General features: G+C 39.3%; 17 protein-coding genes. 6 read left to right on the top strand and 11 right to left on the bottom strand.

What is annotated here, in order from left to right; genetic code table 11:
- Positions 1–50: 50 nt before the first annotated feature.
- From Q0A08_RS04855 to Q0A08_RS04880, 6 genes are all read right to left on the bottom strand, one after another.
- On the bottom strand, positions 51–767 hold the full coding sequence (locus Q0A08_RS04855; protein ID WP_438465299.1) for an ABC transporter ATP-binding protein: 717 nt from the start codon (positions 765–767) through the stop codon (positions 51–53).
- Positions 768–774: 7 nt separating this feature from the next.
- Positions 775–2346 carry a hypothetical protein gene (locus Q0A08_RS04860; protein ID WP_438465301.1) on the bottom strand — a complete coding sequence of 524 codons (1572 nt, stop codon included), beginning with the start codon at positions 2344–2346 and terminating at the stop codon, positions 775–777.
- A 15-nt stretch (positions 2347–2361) separates the two neighbouring features.
- Positions 2362–4323 (bottom strand): hypothetical protein, encoded by a 1962-nt coding sequence (locus tag Q0A08_RS04865; RefSeq protein WP_438465302.1) that lies wholly within the window; start codon positions 4321–4323, stop codon positions 2362–2364.
- Positions 4324–4726: 403 nt separating this feature from the next.
- A complete protein-coding gene (locus Q0A08_RS04870; protein WP_438465304.1) occupies positions 4727–5749 on the bottom strand; it encodes an amino acid ABC transporter substrate-binding protein in 1023 nt (340 codons plus the stop codon).
- 226 nt (positions 5750–5975) lie between these two features.
- The gene (locus Q0A08_RS04875) at positions 5976–6566 is read right to left on the bottom strand and encodes a uracil-DNA glycosylase family protein (RefSeq protein ID WP_438465306.1); all 591 of its coding nucleotides are present in this window, start codon (positions 6564–6566) and stop codon (positions 5976–5978) included.
- Positions 6567–6619: 53 nt separating this feature from the next.
- Entirely contained in the window at positions 6620–7513 is an 894-nt protein-coding gene (locus Q0A08_RS04880; RefSeq protein WP_438465308.1) for a LysR family transcriptional regulator, read from the bottom strand.
- 167 nt (positions 7514–7680) lie between these two features.
- Here Q0A08_RS04880 and Q0A08_RS04885 point away from each other — a divergent pair, with 167 nt between their 5' ends.
- Complete coding sequence (locus tag Q0A08_RS04885) at positions 7681–8400, top strand: NAD(P)-dependent oxidoreductase (RefSeq protein ID WP_438465310.1); 720 nt, start codon at positions 7681–7683, stop codon at positions 8398–8400.
- Between the two features lie 55 nt (positions 8401–8455).
- On the opposite strand, the gene Q0A08_RS04890 is transcribed toward Q0A08_RS04885, so the two are convergent.
- The 3 genes from Q0A08_RS04890 to Q0A08_RS04900 form a co-directional block, all read right to left on the bottom strand.
- Complete coding sequence (locus Q0A08_RS04890; RefSeq protein WP_438465312.1) at positions 8456–9445, bottom strand: DUF3179 domain-containing protein; 990 nt, start codon at positions 9443–9445, stop codon at positions 8456–8458.
- A 188-nt stretch (positions 9446–9633) separates the two neighbouring features.
- A complete protein-coding gene (locus Q0A08_RS04895) occupies positions 9634–10680 on the bottom strand; it encodes an NAD(P)H-dependent flavin oxidoreductase (RefSeq protein WP_438465314.1) in 1047 nt (348 codons plus the stop codon).
- 208 nt (positions 10681–10888) lie between these two features.
- Positions 10889–11806, bottom strand: a complete 918-nt coding sequence (locus tag Q0A08_RS04900) for a permease (RefSeq protein ID WP_438465316.1) — start codon at positions 11804–11806, stop codon at positions 10889–10891.
- Positions 11807–11933: 127 nt separating this feature from the next.
- Between Q0A08_RS04900 and Q0A08_RS04905 the strand changes: the two genes are divergently transcribed.
- Positions 11934–12269 (top strand): ArsR/SmtB family transcription factor, encoded by a 336-nt coding sequence (locus Q0A08_RS04905; protein WP_438465318.1) that lies wholly within the window; start codon positions 11934–11936, stop codon positions 12267–12269.
- 119 nt (positions 12270–12388) lie between these two features.
- Positions 12389–12919, top strand: a complete 531-nt coding sequence (locus Q0A08_RS04910) for an NUDIX hydrolase (protein WP_438465320.1) — start codon at positions 12389–12391, stop codon at positions 12917–12919.
- Between the two features lie 13 nt (positions 12920–12932).
- On the opposite strand, the gene Q0A08_RS04915 is transcribed toward Q0A08_RS04910, so the two are convergent.
- Together Q0A08_RS04915 and Q0A08_RS04920 are read right to left on the bottom strand one after the other, a co-directional pair.
- Positions 12933–14819 carry a methyl-accepting chemotaxis protein gene (locus Q0A08_RS04915; protein WP_438465321.1) on the bottom strand — a complete coding sequence of 629 codons (1887 nt, stop codon included), beginning with the start codon at positions 14817–14819 and terminating at the stop codon, positions 12933–12935.
- Positions 14820–15132: 313 nt separating this feature from the next.
- Positions 15133–15735: a methyltransferase domain-containing protein gene (locus Q0A08_RS04920; protein WP_438465322.1), complete on the bottom strand. Its 603-nt coding sequence runs from the start codon at positions 15733–15735 to the stop codon at positions 15133–15135.
- A gap of 259 nt (positions 15736–15994) precedes the next feature.
- Between Q0A08_RS04920 and Q0A08_RS04925 the strand changes: the two genes are divergently transcribed.
- The 3 genes from Q0A08_RS04925 to argE all read left to right on the top strand — a co-directional run bounded on the left by Q0A08_RS04925 (position 15995) and on the right by argE (position 18655).
- Positions 15995–16450: a RidA family protein gene (locus Q0A08_RS04925; RefSeq protein ID WP_438465323.1), complete on the top strand. Its 456-nt coding sequence runs from the start codon at positions 15995–15997 to the stop codon at positions 16448–16450.
- Positions 16450–17127, top strand: coding sequence for a DUF1028 domain-containing protein (locus Q0A08_RS04930; RefSeq protein WP_438465324.1), 678 nt, complete (start codon positions 16450–16452; stop codon positions 17125–17127). The genes Q0A08_RS04925 and Q0A08_RS04930 overlap by 1 nt, the downstream gene beginning before the upstream one ends.
- Before the next feature lie 364 nt (positions 17128–17491).
- Positions 17492–18655, top strand: a complete 1164-nt coding sequence (gene argE / locus Q0A08_RS04935) for an acetylornithine deacetylase (RefSeq protein WP_438465325.1) — start codon at positions 17492–17494, stop codon at positions 18653–18655.
- Positions 18656–18664 lie beyond the last annotated feature (9 nt).

Raw genomic sequence — 18664 nt, forward strand, 5'->3', positions numbered from 1 at the left:
GGCCCCTTAAAAAAACGCCAAGCAAGAAGCAACTTTATACCCAAACGCACTCATTTATACCTTATTAATAAAGATTTGCTTGAACCATCAGGGCAAGCATCTAACTGATAATAAACATCTGCTGTTTCAATAAAGCTTTTATCATGGCTCACAATAATCACAGCACTGCCCAACCTTTTAGCAATGCGTTTTAATTCAGATTTAATAAACTCTGCATTATCTTCATCTAAATTTCCCGTTGGTTCATCTGCAATAACCACATTGGGCTCATGTATCAAGGCCCGAATGATCGCGACTCTTTGTTGCTCTCCACCTGATAGCTCATTCGGCTTTTTATCAGGGTCAATATCATTCATAAAACGTTTAATAAAATCCTTCGCTTTATCTTCTGCAGATGTACGACCATAGCCATTCATTAAGAGCGGTAAAGCGCAGTTTTCAAGCACACTAAACTCAGGAATTAGAGCAAAAGATTGAAAAATAAACCCTAATTTTTCTGCCCTGATTTTTGCTTTTTTTGCATTACTTAGATCAGCGACAGACTGACCTGAATAAAAAATATTACCTTTAGGAATAGTGTCTAATAGGGCAATCTGTCGAAGTAAGGATGATTTCCCGCTACCTGAGGCCCCCATAATCAGGGTAACCTCTCCAGCCTTTGCCTCCAAAGCAAGGTCTTTGTATATGGCAGCAGGCTTTCCATCAATACGATAGTACCTATCTAGATTAGTTATTTTTATCGCGGTGTTTTCTGCATCCTTGAACATATCGAAATTAATTCCCAGAGGCATAGAAGCTAATATTGCCGCCAGATCCATATGAACCAGATGAACCTGATGAGCCAGACGAACCTGATGAACCAGAACGACCGTATGAGCCTGCACTACCTTGATAACCACCAGATTTACTGATTGGATTACAGCTTGAATAACCGGTTGAATAATCGATTGTACAATTTGGGTTGTAATAAGAGTTACCACCTGGTCCGCCTGGTCCTGCACCACCTCGACTACCACCTGAACCACCTGAACCTGCTTGCCCTGCACTACCACCAGAGCCGCCACTTACCTTAGCACTAAAATAATTGCGGGCATTGGCTTGAAAGCTGGTTGGTCCAAATAGTGTCACTTGGACTCTGCCACCATCACCACCATTACCACCATCGCCAGCACTGCCTCCGCGGGCACCATCACCGCCGTCACCACCATCACCGCCTGTACCACCACTTCCGGCACTACTGTATTCACTTGCATTATTACCCTTGGTGCCAGCAGATCCCGCTTCACCATTACCACCATTACCGCCATCGCCACCGTTACCGCCTTTGCCGCCTCGACCACCAATTGCTGCTATGTATAGCTTTTGAGTTTGTTCAAATAGTAAATGGCCTGAACCCTGTCTAGATTGATAGGTGTAATCTTTTAAAGGCTGTTGATAAAAAGGTGAAACCAAAGGTTTGATAGTAACCTTTATACTACCAACATCTTTGGCATCGTATCCGTCGCCACCATCACCGCCACGACGCCCATCTCCACCATTGCTGCCATCTCGACCACTACCGCCTGCAAAAGCACCTGCCACACTGGATAAAGCGCTGCTTGAGTAGCTTGAACCACCGCGGCCATCACTACCATGACTACCATTTTTCGCATTGGAAGTAGATAAATTGGCAGAATGTGAACCATTCAGCCTTAATGAGGGCGCAATGACAAAAGTTTCATTTACCTTATTATTAAGAGATACCCTGACTTTATAGCCGGTTTTGGCCGCAGTGAAAGGATTGCTTTTTTTATAGTTCAAACTGCCATTTGATTGCATGCTGCCATTGAGTGTCGTCAATTTATATTGCAGTTTACTCGCAGGGAAATGGAGATTTGCATTTGCTGTCGTCCCATACTTAGCCGTGAAGTAAACCTGCCCACTCGTATCTTGTAATACCACCCGATTGAGAACATGTTTTTGTCCCTCATAGTACACAGGTACACGCTCATTTTTTACAGCAAAAGTATAAAGCTTATTTAGTTTGCTGGTATTAGGTTGTGGTATATGTTGAGCTTGCCACGTCATTGTCTTACTTGCCGAGTAAGCGATTGCGGTTTGTTTAATTGATTCAATACTCTGGTTAACACTAACTTTTGCAGCTAAACCATCACGACGGTCAAATAAAACTTCCTTACTATCAGCGGTGACATCAAACTGAGGCAACAATAGTAAATCTGTTTCGTAACTCGTCACTGTGTAATCTGATTTATATGAAAAGTCATACCCTTCAACATCATCAGCTGCTACGGTTTGTCCGTATGTGAAAAGCAAGGTTAAACTGGCATAAATTGTATTCATCTTCATAACAATTCTCCCCACCTAAAAACTGATTTTCTTAAATCGACGAGTTAAAGCCGCTTTAATTTGTTGTAGATCTGCTTCTGCATCCAAGTTAGCAATACCCTGTTGTCCAGCATATAGAGAAGCATCTTCGTTCTTAGCCTGGCTAACGCCTGAGCTAAATAATCTGGCATAACGACTCGCGTAATTCGCCGTTAAAGACGTTTTATGTCTAGTCAGATAATTGCCTAAGAACAGATAATCGCTTGATATCGTCGTACGTGAATTAGAAAAAGCATATTGCTCAAACATGTTACTGGTATCAGTGATAGGCAACGCCATTAAACTACCAAATATCTTCTTACTGTCTGATTCTTTTCTTAACGCTATGATTTGTCCTGCTGGGGCCAAATAGCTTTTTCGCTTATCTAAAGGCTGCGTCTCAAGCGCAGAGATATAATAATTAACAAGGTGTGAAATACCGGCTTGTTTTTTCACATTTTGATTACGCTTGGTGAGACCTTTGATTAAAGCTAATGGTTGATTAGCAACAAATACTGGCATGACTTTATCGCTATAACGCTTAAACTCGCTATCACTATAAGCTAGGCTCCTTAACAGCGGTTTGGATGATATCTTGTCTACAATTTGCGCCTTGTGATTAGCTGCAACTTCATTATCTGTTGATAAACGCAAGCCATAATAGTGCTGCAATTGATCAAGGCTCGCTTTTTTATACTTCACATCAACCGCTTTTATCAGGTATGCAGCAAACTCATCAGGATAATTTAAGTATAAAAATGAATAGATAAAATCTATGTACGCATAAGGGCGTGTTTCTACACGCTTTTGTAAGCTGTTAAAGACCAATTCTTTGGCTCTCAATTTCGTCGTAGCATAAATCTTTTCATTCATAACCTGATGATGATTAAAAAATAGATGCTCTCCATCACCTTTCGCGACCAGTTTCCCTTTTGCCTTAGTTGCATAATCATCATGTCTATTAAGAAATTCTAAACTCGCCATCAATTGGCCAAGGCTATAATCACTAATAGGTGCATTTTCAAACATGCTGTAGTAGTAAAGTCCTGGTACATATTGTAAAAGCAGTCTTTGTGCCCTTAATTGAATACTCGTAAACTTAGGCAAAACACCATCGTATTGAGCCTGCCTTGGTAAAACCAACGAGCTAAGTAAGCGAGAATTTTTAATTAATTCAGATTTATTTATACTGCCAGGATTATCTAGGTGGTGAATAAAAAGGCCTTCATTCACATCCAAAATGTAATTCAGATTGCGGATTGATAATTGGTAAATGTCTTTTTTAGCTAGAACTCGATTAATAATGGCTAATGTTACCAGCTCATTTTCCAGCAAATATACAAGCTGGCTCAGTGGTGTATCTTCAGCGAGATTTGCAACATCGACACTCGATAAAGCAGTCACCGCCTGGGCTTGAATTTCTGGGCTTATTCGGTAACTTTCTACTCTATCCAGCATGGATTTAATCACCACAGTTTGCACACCTGGTGAATCAACCTTACGCAAGATAACTAAGAGTTGTGATGCAATCGTATCGCCATCAAGCTTACCTAAGTTATAGGCTGCAGAGGCTCTTAAATAATCAATCGTGACATCATAAGGAAAACCATCTTCTACCCATTCTTCCTGATCAGTCGTTTGCACACCCTCTTTAGCAATATTGACAAGACTGTCTGTTAACGCACTATATAAACTAGGTTCAACATCAAATAGGTCAATATTATTGGCTTGAGTAACGGCAATTGGCATTAATCGGGCGAGTAAGTCGGGGCTATCTTCATCTTCTTCATTAAGACGATTAACAGACCATTCAAGGTATTCTTGAATTTTAATGGGGTCTGTTTCTGCAGCAAACATTTCTACTTTTTTATCTTCGAATATAAAGCCCATTATGGTTGCACAACCAGTAAGAGCTAAAGCGAGCATTATGGTAAAGGTTATTTGATAGGGCTTTTGCATAATTACTTCCCGATATTATTGCATTAGGATTTTATCCGGACCTATTTAAAAGTAGTGCTGCATACTCACTTAAACAAACATATTAATAAATAAAGTTTACTTAACGCCAAACAGTGAAATGTTCAAGAAAGATGCAAGCAATTATGGCAAGCTTAGCAAAAAATACGAAAAATTTACAAACAACTTATTAATCTGACAATGATTTTAGCGTTTTAATTGAAATATGAACCGACTTATCTTTATTACAATTTACGCTAAATCATCATTATGTTATCGATACATACCAAGGGTAAAAAACTAACAGAATAAGATAACAATCTACTTTTATAGGGTTATTCAATATTCTAAAAATTATTTTAAAGCAAAAAAAAAGCCCAGACAATTGTCTGGGCTTTTTCAATATTTAGCGAATTGGTGGCGCGTACATTACACCACCATCAGTCCAAAGCTTATTCACACCACGAGGTAAACCAACAGGTGTTTTAGGCCCGATATTACGCTCGAACACTTCTTCATAATTACCTACTTGAGCGATAACATCATATGCCCAGTCAGCAGACAAGCCTAAACTTGCCCCCATATTACCTTCTGCGCCTAACAAACGTAGAATGGAAGGGTCTTTACTCTCAGATTTGATTTTTGCAACATTCGTTGAACTAATCCCCATTTCTTCAGCATTAATTTGAGCATAAATTGCCCAAGTCACCACATCTTTCCATTGATTATCACCATGCCTAACCACAGGGCCCAAAGGTTCTTTAGAAATGGTTTCAGGTAAAATCATGTGTTCATCAGGATTAGCCAATTTACTACGCTGTGATGCTAAGCCTGATTTATCAGTCGTAAAGACATCGCAACGACCTGACACATAGGCACCGACAGCCTCATCAATTTTTTGAACCACAACTGGCACATAGTCCAACTCATTTTTACGGAAGAAATCCGCCATATTTAATTCTGTTGTTGTCCCTTGTTGCGTACAAACAGTGGCACCATCTAGATCCAGTGCAGACTCAACACCTAGATCTTTACGAGCCATAAAGCCCTGGCCATCATAAAAATTTACCGCGGTGAAATCTAAACCTAAAGATGCATCACGAGAAAAAGTCCAAGTGGTATTTCGCGAAAGCATATCAATCTCACCAGAGCTAAGTGCTGCGAAACGTTCCTTTGAGGATAAAGGTGTAAACTTCACTTTCTGTGCATCGCCAAAAACAGCAGCTGCAGTTGCACGACAACCATCAACATCAATACCTGTCCAATTACCAGCATCATCTGCATTTGAAAAACCAGGCACCCCTTGGCTGACACCACATTGAATAAAACCTTTAGCTTTCACATCTTCCAATGTACCGGCATTTACCGTTGAGCTTACTGCAACAGCAGCAAGAGAAATTGACATTAATTTGGTTAGATTAGATCTCATTCGTTGTAGCCTCCTAGGCAATCCATTTTTATTTTTCTCACTGTTTAAAGTGAACAATCCAATATTTTTTTTGAGGTTGATAATTAACCTCAAAGACAATTAATCACTGAACCATGTTCAGTTCAAGCCTTCATAGTAACTAATTGTTCTAGTATGAATTTATGGTTCAATAATGGAACAGCTAAGAGAGCGATTAGCGTTAATTATGAAAAGATGGTAGCGAGCTTTAAAAGCCTAAAATACGGGCGACTTCTGATTTCAGCTCTGGTAGTAAAGTTTGTGAAAACCAAGGGTTTTTGGCCATCCAAATATTATTCCTAGGACTGGGGTGCGGCAAAGGAACTTGCTCTGGCCAATAGTCTTGCCAAGCTCTCACAGACTCTGTCACATTTAAACGCTTTCCTAGATGATAAGCTTGCGCATATTGTCCAATGACTAATGTTAGCTCGATATGATCAAGCTTGGATAATATCGCCTCACGCCAAGTTAAAGCACATTCAGCCCTTGGAGCAAGGTCTCCCGATTTACCCTTACCTTTGTGTGAACCAGGGTAACAAAACCCCATAGGGAGGATAGCTATTTGAGTCTCATCATAAAAAGTTGTTTTATCAATCCCCATCCAATCTCTTAATCTATCGCCACTGGCATCATCAAATGGCACACCGGACTCATGCACCTTGCGTCCCGGCGCCTGCCCAGCAATTAAAATTTTAGCGCTTTCATGTAACTGAACAACAGGCCTCACACCATGCTCTAAATGCTCTGCACATAAGGTGCAAGCGTGTACCTGCTCAATCAAGGGTATTAATTCAGACATCCACCTTTCCTCTGTCATTTACTCTGCGGCAACTACATCATATTTAAGATGCACTATTCAGGCCTCATAAAATGATCAGCAAAGAAGTCAAACACTAGTCTAACCCTTGGGTTTGTATGCAACTCACCGTGACAAACCAACCAGACATCAAAACTCATTGGTTTAAAAAAGGGTAAAAAGGCAGGGACTAAATTGGGATCTTTTGCAGCGATATGATCAGGTAATAGCGCTAAAGCATCACCTTGCTTTAACAGTTGCCACTGCACTAACTGACTGTGTGTCAAAAAGACAATTTGCTCGTCTTTTATTTGCATTCCAAAACTAGCAAAATAGTTTTTTAACTGATCAGTTTGATCAAAACCTAAAATACGTAAGTTTGAAATTTGCTGAGGCTCTTTACCTTCAAAACTTGCGACATAATCTTTATGACCATAAAGAAAGACCCTTTCTTCACCGAGCTTCTTAATAATAAGGTCTGGTTCTTCTGGTCTTTTATAGCGTATCGCGATATCCGATTGGCGTCTCTTTAGATCACTCATTTGATTATTCACATCAAGATCTAGGCGAATTTTTGGGGCTATTTCTTGAAATTTCGGCCAGAGTTGAGGGAATTTAAAAAAAGCATCAAGTTGAGATAAAGAGACACCTACCGTACCCTGTAAATCATTACATTGACCCAGAGCCACTAAGGAAAACTGGTCTGCTGCATCAGACATCTGTTTAACATGTTCGTATAGCCTTAAACCTGCTTGGGTTAATTCTAAGCCTCGACCAATACGCTCAAACAGAACAAGGTTAAGTTTAGATTCGAACAAGGAAATTTGACGTCCTAATGTTGGCTGGCTTACCCCCATGGCCCGTCCTGCTGCAGATAACGAACCTTCATCTGCAACTATCATAAAGGCTCTAGCATGGTTCCAATCAAACTGGTTTTGTTGCCACTTCATTCAAAGCCTCCTTGTCTACACAAGTAATTTCGTTATTAAAACATTATTTTAGCAGTATAAATGCTATTAGCATGCATTTATGAATGGATGCCATGGAATTTATTATATTTTCTAGCCCATATTGAATACCTATAATCTTATTTCGGATTTCAAATGGATGTAAAAATATGGCGGTTCTTGTATTAGGTGCAACTGGAGCAACGGGGCAACTTGTCGTTAAAGACTTATTGGCGAGCGGTCAAAAGGTGATTGCCTTGGTGAGAAAATCAAACTTACCTTGCCACCCTTACTTAGAACAAATCCAGGGTAGCGTGTTAACGCTTGATGAAGCGTCATTAATTAAAATTTTAGTTAAGTCTGAAAGTGTCGTGTCTTGCTTAGGTCATAACTTAACGTTTAAAGGCATATATGGTGCACCAAGAATGCTGGTAAGAGATAGTTTAAAACAACTATGCCAGTTAGAGCGCCTATTAAGGAAATCACAAGTACGAATAACGCCACTTAGAATCATCTTGATGAGTAGCTCTGGAAGCCGAAACTTGGATTTAGATGAACCGATATCTAGCTCTCAAAAAATAGTATTAGCTTTAATAAGGTCACTTGTCCCGCCTCACCTAGATAATGAAAGAGCTGCAAACTATCTAAGGTGTGAGATTAAAAATGATAACAAAATAAAGTGGGTAATTATTCGACCAGACACGCTAACAACAGAAAGAGAGATCTCAATCTATCGTTTGTATGCTTCTCCTATCAGGAGCGCCATTTTTGATCCTGGGAAAACGAGCCGAGTTAACGTTGCTAATTTTATGGCTCGATTAACCAGAGAAGATTATCTGTTTGATTACTGGCAAGGCAAGATGCCTGTTATTTACAACGGCGAAGAATAGGTTGCTGGAGAAACTAATCTTCAGCCTTAGTCATTGAACCAATAAGCTTTTTAAGCTAATAAACAGCCATTTCACCTTGCTTTGTAAAAAGCTTTCCATTTGGATTAAACGCAAAAAAGGCGAAGGCAAATGTCACGACATAAGGAACATCTTCACCATTACGACTAACCACAACATTGCCCACATCACGGCCTTGTCCGATATTTGAAGTATCCAATACTGAATTTTGGCCTTCATGCCAAGTAAATACCAAATCACCTTTTGTTATTCTTTGCTGCTCAGATAACAAAGGCAAGCTCACAGCGGAGCCTTCAACGGCAATGACTCGCATCATAGGCGTTAGTTTTTTGGGAAGTTTGCCTTTGAATAAAAATGGTAAGGCAGAGCTATCATAACCAACATAAGGGTTACGACTATAGTCTCTGAACTCTGGATCATTGGGTACCAAGACTTGTCCGTTGGGCGCCCTGTTCTTAAAGTCCGAAAAAGATTCAAGCCGAGAGGCTAATACTTTAAGTTTTGTACCAACAAGGTCACCAACAATGGCGTTGCCTTCATACTGTTGCCACCAACTTTGCGTTTGCCTGTCATACATAATCAGATCTGAATGCCTTAAGTTACCCGTCGTACCAAAATCTAATACCTTTTTATCAACTCTACGATCAAACACAATTGACGTATTACAAAGGGGACAGTAAGTCACAGCAACAGGTACACCTGCGATGACATCATTTACTATTTCATGCCAAATAAGCACTCTTAATGGGTAAGCTTTTGCTTCTCCTTCTATCATTACACCAATAATAGGGTCGGTATTAGTGAGATTGGAAACCTCACTTACCGGCACAAATTTAGGTGAGTCAATTGAAGGGATGCCATCTTTTCCAGGCCCGCCAAACATCACCTCTTCTAGATTAACACTGCTTTTTGTGAAGTCTGTTTTGGACCATTGCTGGAAGAAGTTGGCATGTGCTGAGGTTATGCTTAGCAACATACCCATAGATAAAATAGAGAATAACAGCCATTTATTAATCAGAGTTGTCATAAAAACCTACCTATATCTAATACCTATTCCTAATAATATTAAGGAATTTAAATTACTAGGTATAAGTATAGACAACGAGGTTTAGAGATAGTGCGATTAAGCTAACCTGTCTTAAACACACAATCTAAAACACATTAGTAATCACTGCCTGCGCTAACTAAAGTAAAAGGCAGTAAGTAAAATGGCTTTTACACCTTGCCTGCCAGCTCTTGAGTGATCGTTTTTGCTGAAGCGGATAAACAGCCTGAGGTATTTTGTCCACACCATAAGGGGGAAAAACCAGCGTCACCTTGGCTTTCCGCTTGACTTCTTAATTGAGTAATTTCAATTGCGGCATGGGGAAAGTCCGGTGCCTTATCACTCATATTCGAAAGGTCGGCCATCACTCTATTAACAATGCCACGAGCAGGTCTTCCTGAAAATACATTCGTTAATGCGGTATGCATTGCGGCATCGCTTTGAAGCGCTTGACGATGGAGGTCTGAAGTTGTTGCTTCATCAGATAATAAATATGCAGTCCCTATTTGAGCAGCGCCAGCACCTAATAAGAATGATGCTTTAACACTTTCGGCATCAACAATGCCACCAGCAGCAATAACAGGAACACTTACTTGATCAACTATTTGCGGTAGTAAGGCAAATGTCCCCATCTGAGTGCTAATATCCTGCGTTAGAAACATTCCTCTATGACCACCAGCTTCAACGCCTTGAGCAATAATACCATCAACGCCTTTTGCTTCTAACCACAATGCCTCTTTTACAGTTGTTGCACTTGAGACAATACGCGTCCCCCACCCTTTAATTCTTGCTAGTAACTCATCGTCAGGCAGCCCAAAATGGAAACTGATGAATTCAGGATTAAACGCTTCAATCGCATCGGCAATATCATGATTAAAAGGCATTCTGGTGGCGCTGTTTGGACTGTTTTTACACTCTATGCCTAACTCACTAAAATACTTAGCTAAAGTGTTTTGCCAAACATCATGCTTTTCTTGTTCATAATCGGGCATGTGATGACAAAAGAAATTTAAATTATAGGGTTTACTTGTTGCCGCTTTAATCAATTTAATCTCTGCAATCAGAGCATCAATACTCAGCATGCCACAAGGCAAAGAACCTAGCCCGCCCGCCTCTGACACAGCGATCGCCAAAGTACTGTTTTGTACTCCCGCCATTGGCGCTTGAATAATAGGAAGTTCGGTCCCTAATAGGTCTTTGATTTTTCCTTTCAACATTAATAAATCCTTCTGGCATCGTTTAAATACGTTTGATCATTTATAAATGATCAAACCATAAAATCAATCGAACCAATAAAAATTATAAAAATATTGAGAATTTAGCAAAGCTATTTCACTCGAGAGATCCAATCTATTGTTAAGATCAGCCTTAGCTATTACTAAGCCTAAGGCTGATCACATGAGAGCGACACTCAATAATAACTCACTAGAAAAAGATGCTATATAAAAAACCAGCGCCCATTGCCATGCTCAAAATTACGGCAAGAAATGCATAAATCATCTTATTCTTGAAGATTGATTTAAGCAGGATCACTTCGGTTAAGCTAGCCCCCGCACTACCTATAATCAATGCCATTACAGCACCTAACCCCATACCTTTAGCCGCTAACGCAGCACTTAAAGGAATCACTGCTTCAGCACGAATATATAGCGGAATACCAATTATCGCAGCCACAGGAATAGCAAAAGGGTTATTGTCATTAGCGAAACGAGCAACGAGATCCGTCGGCATAAAACCGTAAATCATTGAGCCCAAGGCAATACCACCAATTAAATAAGGCAGTACTTTTTTAAAGTCTTTCCAGCTTGAATGCCAAATTGCTAACCAAGGAGTACCTTGTTTAACTTGAGTATTTGAACCACCAGAGCAACCTTTACTAACGGGTTCAGCGTACGCTTCTTGTTTTACGTATTTTTCAAACCCTAGAGCTTCAAGCAGTATCCCCGCCAAAATTGACACACCTAAAGCAATCGCGAAGTAAAACAAGGTCACCTTGATACCAAAAGTTACAGCAAATAAACCTATGATAATTGGATTTAACAAGGGACTAGCAAACAAGAAGACCATCATAGTGCCAAAGCCCGCTTTAGCGCGTAACAAACCTTTTAAAAAAGGGATGGTAGAGCAAGAGCAAAACGGTGTAATTGCCCCTAAAAAACCAGCCACAAAATAACCTTTACCCTTTTTAGTACTTAAAATACTTTGAATTTTAGCTGGAGGAATATAATGCTGTAACACCCCCACAAAGTAACTAATCAGCAGGAACAACAAAGTTAATTCCACCGCTAAAAATACAAACATATTCAGGGTTTCTTTCACCATATTCATATCTAGATTTAACATAATTGACTCTCTGTAAATTTATCTATTAATTTCTATATTTCCGGATTTGTCGAAATATATAGAAATAAATTAGATAAAACAAGTTATTTCGATTATTATCGAAATAACTTTTAACAAGGATGCCATCATGGACATTGAAATTATCGCAAAAGCCTTAAAAGAATTAGGCCATCCCACTAGACTCACTGTATTTAAAACCGTTGTAAGAGCGGGAATACAAGGTGTTGCTGTTGGTAGTCTGCAAGAGTCTTTAGGGATTCCGGGGTCAACCTTATCCCACCATATTTCTAGTTTGGCATCGGCTGGTTTGATTAATCAGAGACGTGAAGGGAGAGTGCTATATTGCGTTGCTCAATATCAACAATTGCAAAATGTCATTGGTTTCTTACAAGATGAATGCTGTGCTGATGATACTTCAAATACACAAAACATGACGTTAGCTGACTTTCAGGCTAACCAGTAAAGAGGGCTTAAAGCGTTTCTTTTTGAGATTAAAGAGCATGATAAATGTGTGTCCATAGCGCTAAATGGCACTTATAATCTCGCTCCATCTTTTTTATCCTTTGTTATTTGAGTTTTATCATGCGTTTATTAGCTTCCACCCTTCATCCAGATATCACCCCCGCTAAACTGCAAGACACATCAAGCAAGCGCGTCTTACGACGTGCGACAAGAGGCATCATCATACGCAATGACAAAATACTCATGCTCTATACCAAACGTTATCACGACTATAGTTTACCTGGTGGCGGCATTGATGAAGGTGAGGATAATATTCAGGGCTTAATTCGTGAACTAAGGGAAGAAACAGGGGCTAAAAATGTTCGTAATATTCAAGAGTTTGGCTGTTATGAAGAATATAGGCCTTGGTACAAAGAAGATATCGACATCATGCAGATGCAATCCTTCTGTTATGTCTGCGAAATTGATCAAGAACTTGATGCGCCTGCCCTCGAGCATCATGAGATTCAAAATGGCATGCATCCTGTTTGGATTAACATTCACGATGCCATTGCACATAATGAAGAAACCATGACCTCAAGCCCAAAAAAAGGCCTCTCCATTGAAAGAGAGACCTTTCTATTAAAACGTATTCTAGAGGAACTGTTTTAACATTCTGATTAGGTTAAACCGTGGTGAAAACACGTGTTTTTGTATCCAGGTGATCTACAAGCGAATTAATCTGATTCGTACTATCCGCAATGGTTGAAATGGAGTCCGTATCTTTTTGCAGTTGCTGGGCAATAGCATCCATTTCTTCACTCATATGTAATGAGGTTTTAGACACTTCTTGAATAGATATCGCCATATTATGAGCAGAGTCAGCTCCTGTTTGTGCGTTGACTTCAATTTCTCGCATTGCTTGAGCGGCTTTTTCTCCCGATGTTTCAATGGCTTTTAAGTTCTCTTGCCCATCTTTCATGGTAGTAATAGCATTATTGGTCGACGTTTGAATGGTACTCACTATCGCTGTAATACTCGATGTCGCCTCAACTGTTTTTTCAGCTAACGAGCGGACTTCATCAGCGACGACAGAAAAACCTCTACCGGCCTCCCCTGCTCTTGCGGCTTCAATTGCGGCATTCAAAGCAAGTAAATTGGTTTGATTAGCAAGATCATTAATCATTGAGATGACGCCATCAATGTCTTTCGACAATTTACCAAGATCATTAAGTTGATCACTGGTTTTATTAACAAACCCAACTGTCATAGACAAATTATCAAGCGCATCTTTAATGGTTTCAGCACCGTTTTTTGCTGACTCAAAAGTATCCTTTGATTGAGAGCTTAATGTGCTAGTTGTATTAGCGATATTTGAAATGGTTGCAGAAATTTGATCTGTTGCAGCCGCCAATGAATTTGTTTGTGTATTAACCGATTTATTACTGTCTGCAATATCAGTAACAGCAAGGTTAAGTTCACTCACCATACCATTTACTTCTTCAGTGGTTTGTACAACATCACCAATAACAGAGCCTAGACCATTTGTCATCGCATTTACCGAATTACAAAGGGCATCAAACTCATCATTACGTTTTGCGTTGATTGCTAGTCTCGCACTCAAATCGCCTTCTTGAACCTTAATTAAGTCCCGAATAATTTGATTGAGTGAACGATTCACGCTTTTTCCAATAAATGCCATAAGAATACCAGCAAAAAGAGCAACAATGACACTTACTGCAATCAGTGTAAAACTGGCTTGCTGAGAGCTTTTCTTCGCAAACTCTGTGGCGTTATTCGTCATACTAGCCAAATAATCTGAGGCATTATCACGCTTAACATCAAACTCTGCACGTTGGAGTTTGAAGTCATTTTCGGCGGCACTGGTTTTAAGCGTTTCTTTCGTCAGTTTTTCAACAGCAACAAGATAAGCGTTTATGCTCTCACCAAACCTATCTTCTAAACCAAAGTTTTGCACTCTTTTATGGAACTCATTGAATTTTGCCATAAAGGTATCAAGGTTATTTTGTGTGGTCTCAAAGACATAGTTTTTTTCAGCTTCACGCACAGGTAAAAATGAGCGTTTCACTAGACTTAACTTGCCCACATCGGCTAATACCTTATCGCCCAAACCTGCGATTTCTCCTTTAAGGCCAGATTGCCCACTAAACCCCAAGCGTTGTCTTTGTAAAACAACATAACCCAGTGCATCAGAAAAATTCGTTAAACTCACCATAGTGGCTTCTAGATGAGTCTGACCTTCAGCTGAGTCAATCATAAGAACATCTTCTTCAAGGCCTAATAGCAGTTCTATTTTATCCATATTGATCTGATCAACATAAGCTTGAAAGTTATCATCATTCACCTCAAACATCGCTTCATATTCTTTCATCATGGCGATTTCAAGGGCATCTAGATTACTTTCAATTCCAGATAAAGTTTGCAGACGGTTGGAAGATTCTGTTTGAGTATTTAATCCATTTAACGCCACTAAGGTGACGATAATAAATCCACTGATAGCACTGATGAGAAGAATACTTAGTTTTGCTTTAAAGCTAAGATTTACAAACATAATACACTTACCTTATTAGAAAATTTAATCCATCCAATTTTTTAAATTGTAAAAGTAATATCTAAAAAGATATTACACTCCATTACGTTTAGGTAAAAATATTGGTCATTTAGTTACAATACTACAACTTAAGTAACATTAGGTTAAGATGATCTAGGGGGTTTTACGGTTTATTTGAAAATATTAATTGAGTTTACCAAGCTAAGTTGTGGCATTAGTTAAACTATTTTTTCAGACAGAGGATTAAACCTAGAAAAGTTAATTTTATTTATTAGTTGGGCTAATGCATAAAATGAATTTTATGACGTGATTTTTATTGCTGAGATTTACGAGCTAACAAAGTATGGCTGTGACGATTAACATCTTCGCCTGATGAGCTGATTCCCATACGATTAGTTTCATGCCAATCAATAATCTCAAATGACGAAAAGTGACGCCTAATATCAGCTTCACTCAAGGCTAAGATATTATCCGGATCTTGCTTTACATAAGAGTCGTTTATTCCTAAAAAGTCACCACAAAATAAACCGTCAACTTGGATTGAACGAGATAAATTATACCAACAGATTTCAAAGTGTTTAGGATCACATAAGAAGAAACTAGAAGAAGCAAGTACCAAACTGTTTGCAGGATATATATAGGAACTTAAATCACTGAGACAAATTGCAAAATTAACGTCATCTAAAAAGCGCATACGACATAAATTTACCGCATTGGGGTCTTTATCAAAAGCATGAACATTAATCCCATTATCAATTAAAAACTGACTATTATTTCCAACCCCACAGCCACAATCTACAGCGCACAGAATATCATCGGGTAGTAAAGCGATAACTTTCTCTAGAATTTCTCGATGAGGTTTTGTTTTGATTTTTGCAAGGTAATCATGCCAAGTTTTATCAGGGAAACTTTCCATCAGTCATCCTAATTGAATAAAAAGTGAGCTAAGTATGGCACATAATTTTTAAAAGCAATGTGTGTTTTTCCGCAAATAAACGGTCGAAATCGTATTTTATGACGTTCAAAACCATTGCATTATTATTTCTAATGCAACTAGAAAGTTAATAGTATTTTATTTATCTAATAGGCTTTCTTATGCTGCATTAAAACTCATCAGCGGCGGCTTTAACCCATCGTATGGTTTTAAGAATGCGACATAGCGTAAGGAGCTTTTCATGTCTAGCAGTACACCAACACATACTCGAATTCGTATGTTCAATACTAAAGAAACCTACCCCAACCAAAGTTTAGACAATGATCTTTGCCAAGCCGTTCGTGCCGGCAATACCGTATATGTACGTGGACAAGTAGGTACTGACTTTGAAGGTAATCTAGTTGGTTTGGGTGACCCTGGTGCTCAAGCAAAACAAGCCATGAAAAATGTTAATCAATTACTAGAAGAGTCAGGCTCTCACATTAGTCATGTGGTAAAAACAACAACTTATATTACTGACCCTAGATTTCGTGAAGCAGTTTATCAAGAAACAGGAAAGTGGTTTAAAGGCGTTTACCCTATTTCAACAGGTTTAGTTGTACAAGCATTAGCACAAGCCCAATGGTTAATGGAGATAGATGTTATCGCAGTCATTCCCGATGATTGGCAATCCACAAGCACACAAGGAGAGTCATAATGACTTTTTCTGTTGCTGGCGTTTGCCCAGATACAGGTATGCTTGGCAGCATCATTACCTCATCTAGCATTTGTGTTGCTAGCCGCTGCCATTTTGTAAAATCCAAAGTTGGCATTGCCCTTACCCAGAATATCACTAATCCAGATTTAGGGCCTCGCGCACTAGCGCTATTACAAGACAAAGCTTATTCAGACACTCAATCTGTCATGGAACAGCTTAAGTTAGAAGAACCTCATATTGAATGGCGTCAATTAGGTGTACTTGCGGCGAATGGCGATAGTGCGACCTTTAGCGGTAAACAATCATTAGGCATTCACAACCTTGCTAAAGGTAAAAATGTGATTGCTATGGGCAACTTATTAGCGAACGATCAAGTTCCCCAAGCGATGGTAGCAGCATTTGAGTCAAGTAAAGGAAAGCTTGCCGACCGTCTCTTGCTCGCACTAAAAGCAGGACTTGAAGCGGGAGGTGAAATGGGTCCAATTCAATCTATTGGTTTAAAAGTCTGTTCAGACCCTGAATGGCCTATCATAGATTTGAGGGTTGACTGGCATGATGACCCACTCACCGAATTAGAGTCTTTATGGCAAGCATACGAGCCACAAATGCAAGCCTATATCACTCGCGCTACAGATCCCGCCAACTCTGAATCCTATGGCGTCCCTGGAGACGAATAAAGAGTTCGTTCAAATTAACTAAGTCAGTGAGTACCTCTGATTTAGTTAATTTACGGATAGTTTTTAGCCTATCACCCCCTCTTCTTTTGATTCAAAAAACTAAACACATCCCTAAATAAATCTTATTTTTCATAGAGATAGCTACGTTGAAAATATAAAAAACACAGCATTTAAAAAAACAGAATCAATATCAATATTGCATTATTATTTTTAATGCAATTAACAACTTTATAATATTTTATTGCCTTTAAATTCCGACTTATCCTCAAGTTATCAATCAGAGAATGATCTCAATCAGTTTTTAGCAAGAAAACAAAAACGAGCATTTGATTCAAAAAACGTAACTCGATTTAAAGGCAAGATAATGAAAGATACTTTAACCACAGACATTTTAAGCAACTTAATCGCTTTTGATACCACCAGCAGTGAGTCTAACCTTGCCTTAATGCAGTTTGTACAATCCTTTCTTGCCGAGCACAATGTGGACAGTCGCTTGGTTTATAACCAAGAAAAAAGCAAAGCCAATTTATATGCAACTATAGGCCCACAAGATAAACCTGGGGTCATGTTGTCAGGTCACACAGATACGGTACCTGTTACAGGTCAAAACTGGACACAAGCCCCCTATCAATTAACGAAATTAGATAATCGTTACTATGGCCGTGGAACCAGTGATATGAAAGGTTTCGTGGCTGCCGTATTAGCCAGTGTGCCAGACATGCAAGCCCATACACTTAACACTCCCATTCACTTGGCTTTTTCTTACGATGAAGAAATTGGCTGCGTTGGTGTAAGAAAGCTAATTGAAAACCTAAAGGAGCAAACAATAAAGCCTGCGATTTGCATCATTGGTGAGCCTACCTCTATGCAGGTAGTGACCAGTCATAAAGGCAAGATCGCTGCGCATGTCAAAGTCATAGGTAAAGAGTGCCACTCAGGCATGGCACCTATGGGTATCAATGCCATTAACTATGCTGCCAGACTAATACACTGGCTAGAACAAGCCGCAATTCAAAGAAAGTTATCTGGCCCTTTTGACGCTAACTACGACATCCCTTATAGCACGGTACATACAGGCATTGTTAATGGTGGACAAGCACTCAATATCGTTCCGAATTTTTGTGAGTTCACCTTTGAAATGCGTAATATCGCAAAAGAAGATCCTTTCCAACTACTTACTGACTTTAAAGCATTTGCCAATGAACTCATCAAAGAGATGAAAGAGATCAGTGAGCAATGTGATATCCAAATAGAATTAATTACACAATATCCAGGCTTAAGCACCTCAGAAACAGAAGAGGTCGTTAGCTATGTTAGAAACCTCGCTCAATCTCATGAGAAAGCCAATATTAATTTTGGTACTGAAGGCGGCTTATTTAGCCAAGAACTGAATATTCCAACGGTTGTGTGTGGCCCAGGAAGCATGGCTCAGGGGCACAAACCCGATGAGTTTATTGAAGCAGACCAACTAGCCCAGTGTGACCTTTTTTTGCAAAAGTTAATACAAAGTTTAAAGCAAGCAAGTTAATGCCAGTTG

Source organism: Marinomonas sp. PE14-40 (assembly GCF_051623805.1).
GTDB lineage: Bacteria > Pseudomonadota > Gammaproteobacteria > Pseudomonadales > Marinomonadaceae > Marinomonas.

What these genes read in the sequence shown, in the direction of transcription:
- argE (WP_438465325.1), top strand. Translation starts at nt 17,492, where the DNA reads ATGAAAGATACTTTAACCACAGACATTTTAAGCAACTTAATCGCTTTT.
- Q0A08_RS04915 (WP_438465321.1), bottom strand. Translation starts at nt 14,819, where the DNA reads ATGTTTGTAAATCTTAGCTTTAAAGCAAAACTAAGTATTCTTCTCATC.
- Q0A08_RS04900 (WP_438465316.1), bottom strand. Translation starts at nt 11,806, where the DNA reads ATGTTAAATCTAGATATGAATATGGTGAAAGAAACCCTGAATATGTTT.
- Q0A08_RS04890 (WP_438465312.1), bottom strand. Translation starts at nt 9,445, where the DNA reads ATGACAACTCTGATTAATAAATGGCTGTTATTCTCTATTTTATCTATG.
- Q0A08_RS04875 (WP_438465306.1), bottom strand. Translation starts at nt 6,566, where the DNA reads ATGTCTGAATTAATACCCTTGATTGAGCAGGTACACGCTTGCACCTTA.
- Q0A08_RS04905 (WP_438465318.1), top strand. Translation starts at nt 11,934, where the DNA reads ATGGACATTGAAATTATCGCAAAAGCCTTAAAAGAATTAGGCCATCCC.
- Q0A08_RS04895 (WP_438465314.1), bottom strand. Translation starts at nt 10,680, where the DNA reads ATGTTGAAAGGAAAAATCAAAGACCTATTAGGGACCGAACTTCCTATT.
- Q0A08_RS04870 (WP_438465304.1), bottom strand. Translation starts at nt 5,749, where the DNA reads ATGAGATCTAATCTAACCAAATTAATGTCAATTTCTCTTGCTGCTGTT.
- Q0A08_RS04910 (WP_438465320.1), top strand. Translation starts at nt 12,389, where the DNA reads ATGCGTTTATTAGCTTCCACCCTTCATCCAGATATCACCCCCGCTAAA.
- Q0A08_RS04855 (WP_438465299.1), bottom strand. Translation starts at nt 767, where the DNA reads ATGTTCAAGGATGCAGAAAACACCGCGATAAAAATAACTAATCTAGAT.
- Q0A08_RS04865 (WP_438465302.1), bottom strand. Translation starts at nt 4,323, where the DNA reads ATGCAAAAGCCCTATCAAATAACCTTTACCATAATGCTCGCTTTAGCT.
- Q0A08_RS04860 (WP_438465301.1), bottom strand. Translation starts at nt 2,346, where the DNA reads ATGAAGATGAATACAATTTATGCCAGTTTAACCTTGCTTTTCACATAC.
- Q0A08_RS04920 (WP_438465322.1), bottom strand. Translation starts at nt 15,735, where the DNA reads ATGGAAAGTTTCCCTGATAAAACTTGGCATGATTACCTTGCAAAAATC.
- Q0A08_RS04930 (WP_438465324.1), top strand. Translation starts at nt 16,450, where the DNA reads ATGACTTTTTCTGTTGCTGGCGTTTGCCCAGATACAGGTATGCTTGGC.
- Q0A08_RS04885 (WP_438465310.1), top strand. Translation starts at nt 7,681, where the DNA reads ATGGCGGTTCTTGTATTAGGTGCAACTGGAGCAACGGGGCAACTTGTC.
- Q0A08_RS04925 (WP_438465323.1), top strand. Translation starts at nt 15,995, where the DNA reads ATGTCTAGCAGTACACCAACACATACTCGAATTCGTATGTTCAATACT.
- Q0A08_RS04880 (WP_438465308.1), bottom strand. Translation starts at nt 7,513, where the DNA reads ATGAAGTGGCAACAAAACCAGTTTGATTGGAACCATGCTAGAGCCTTT.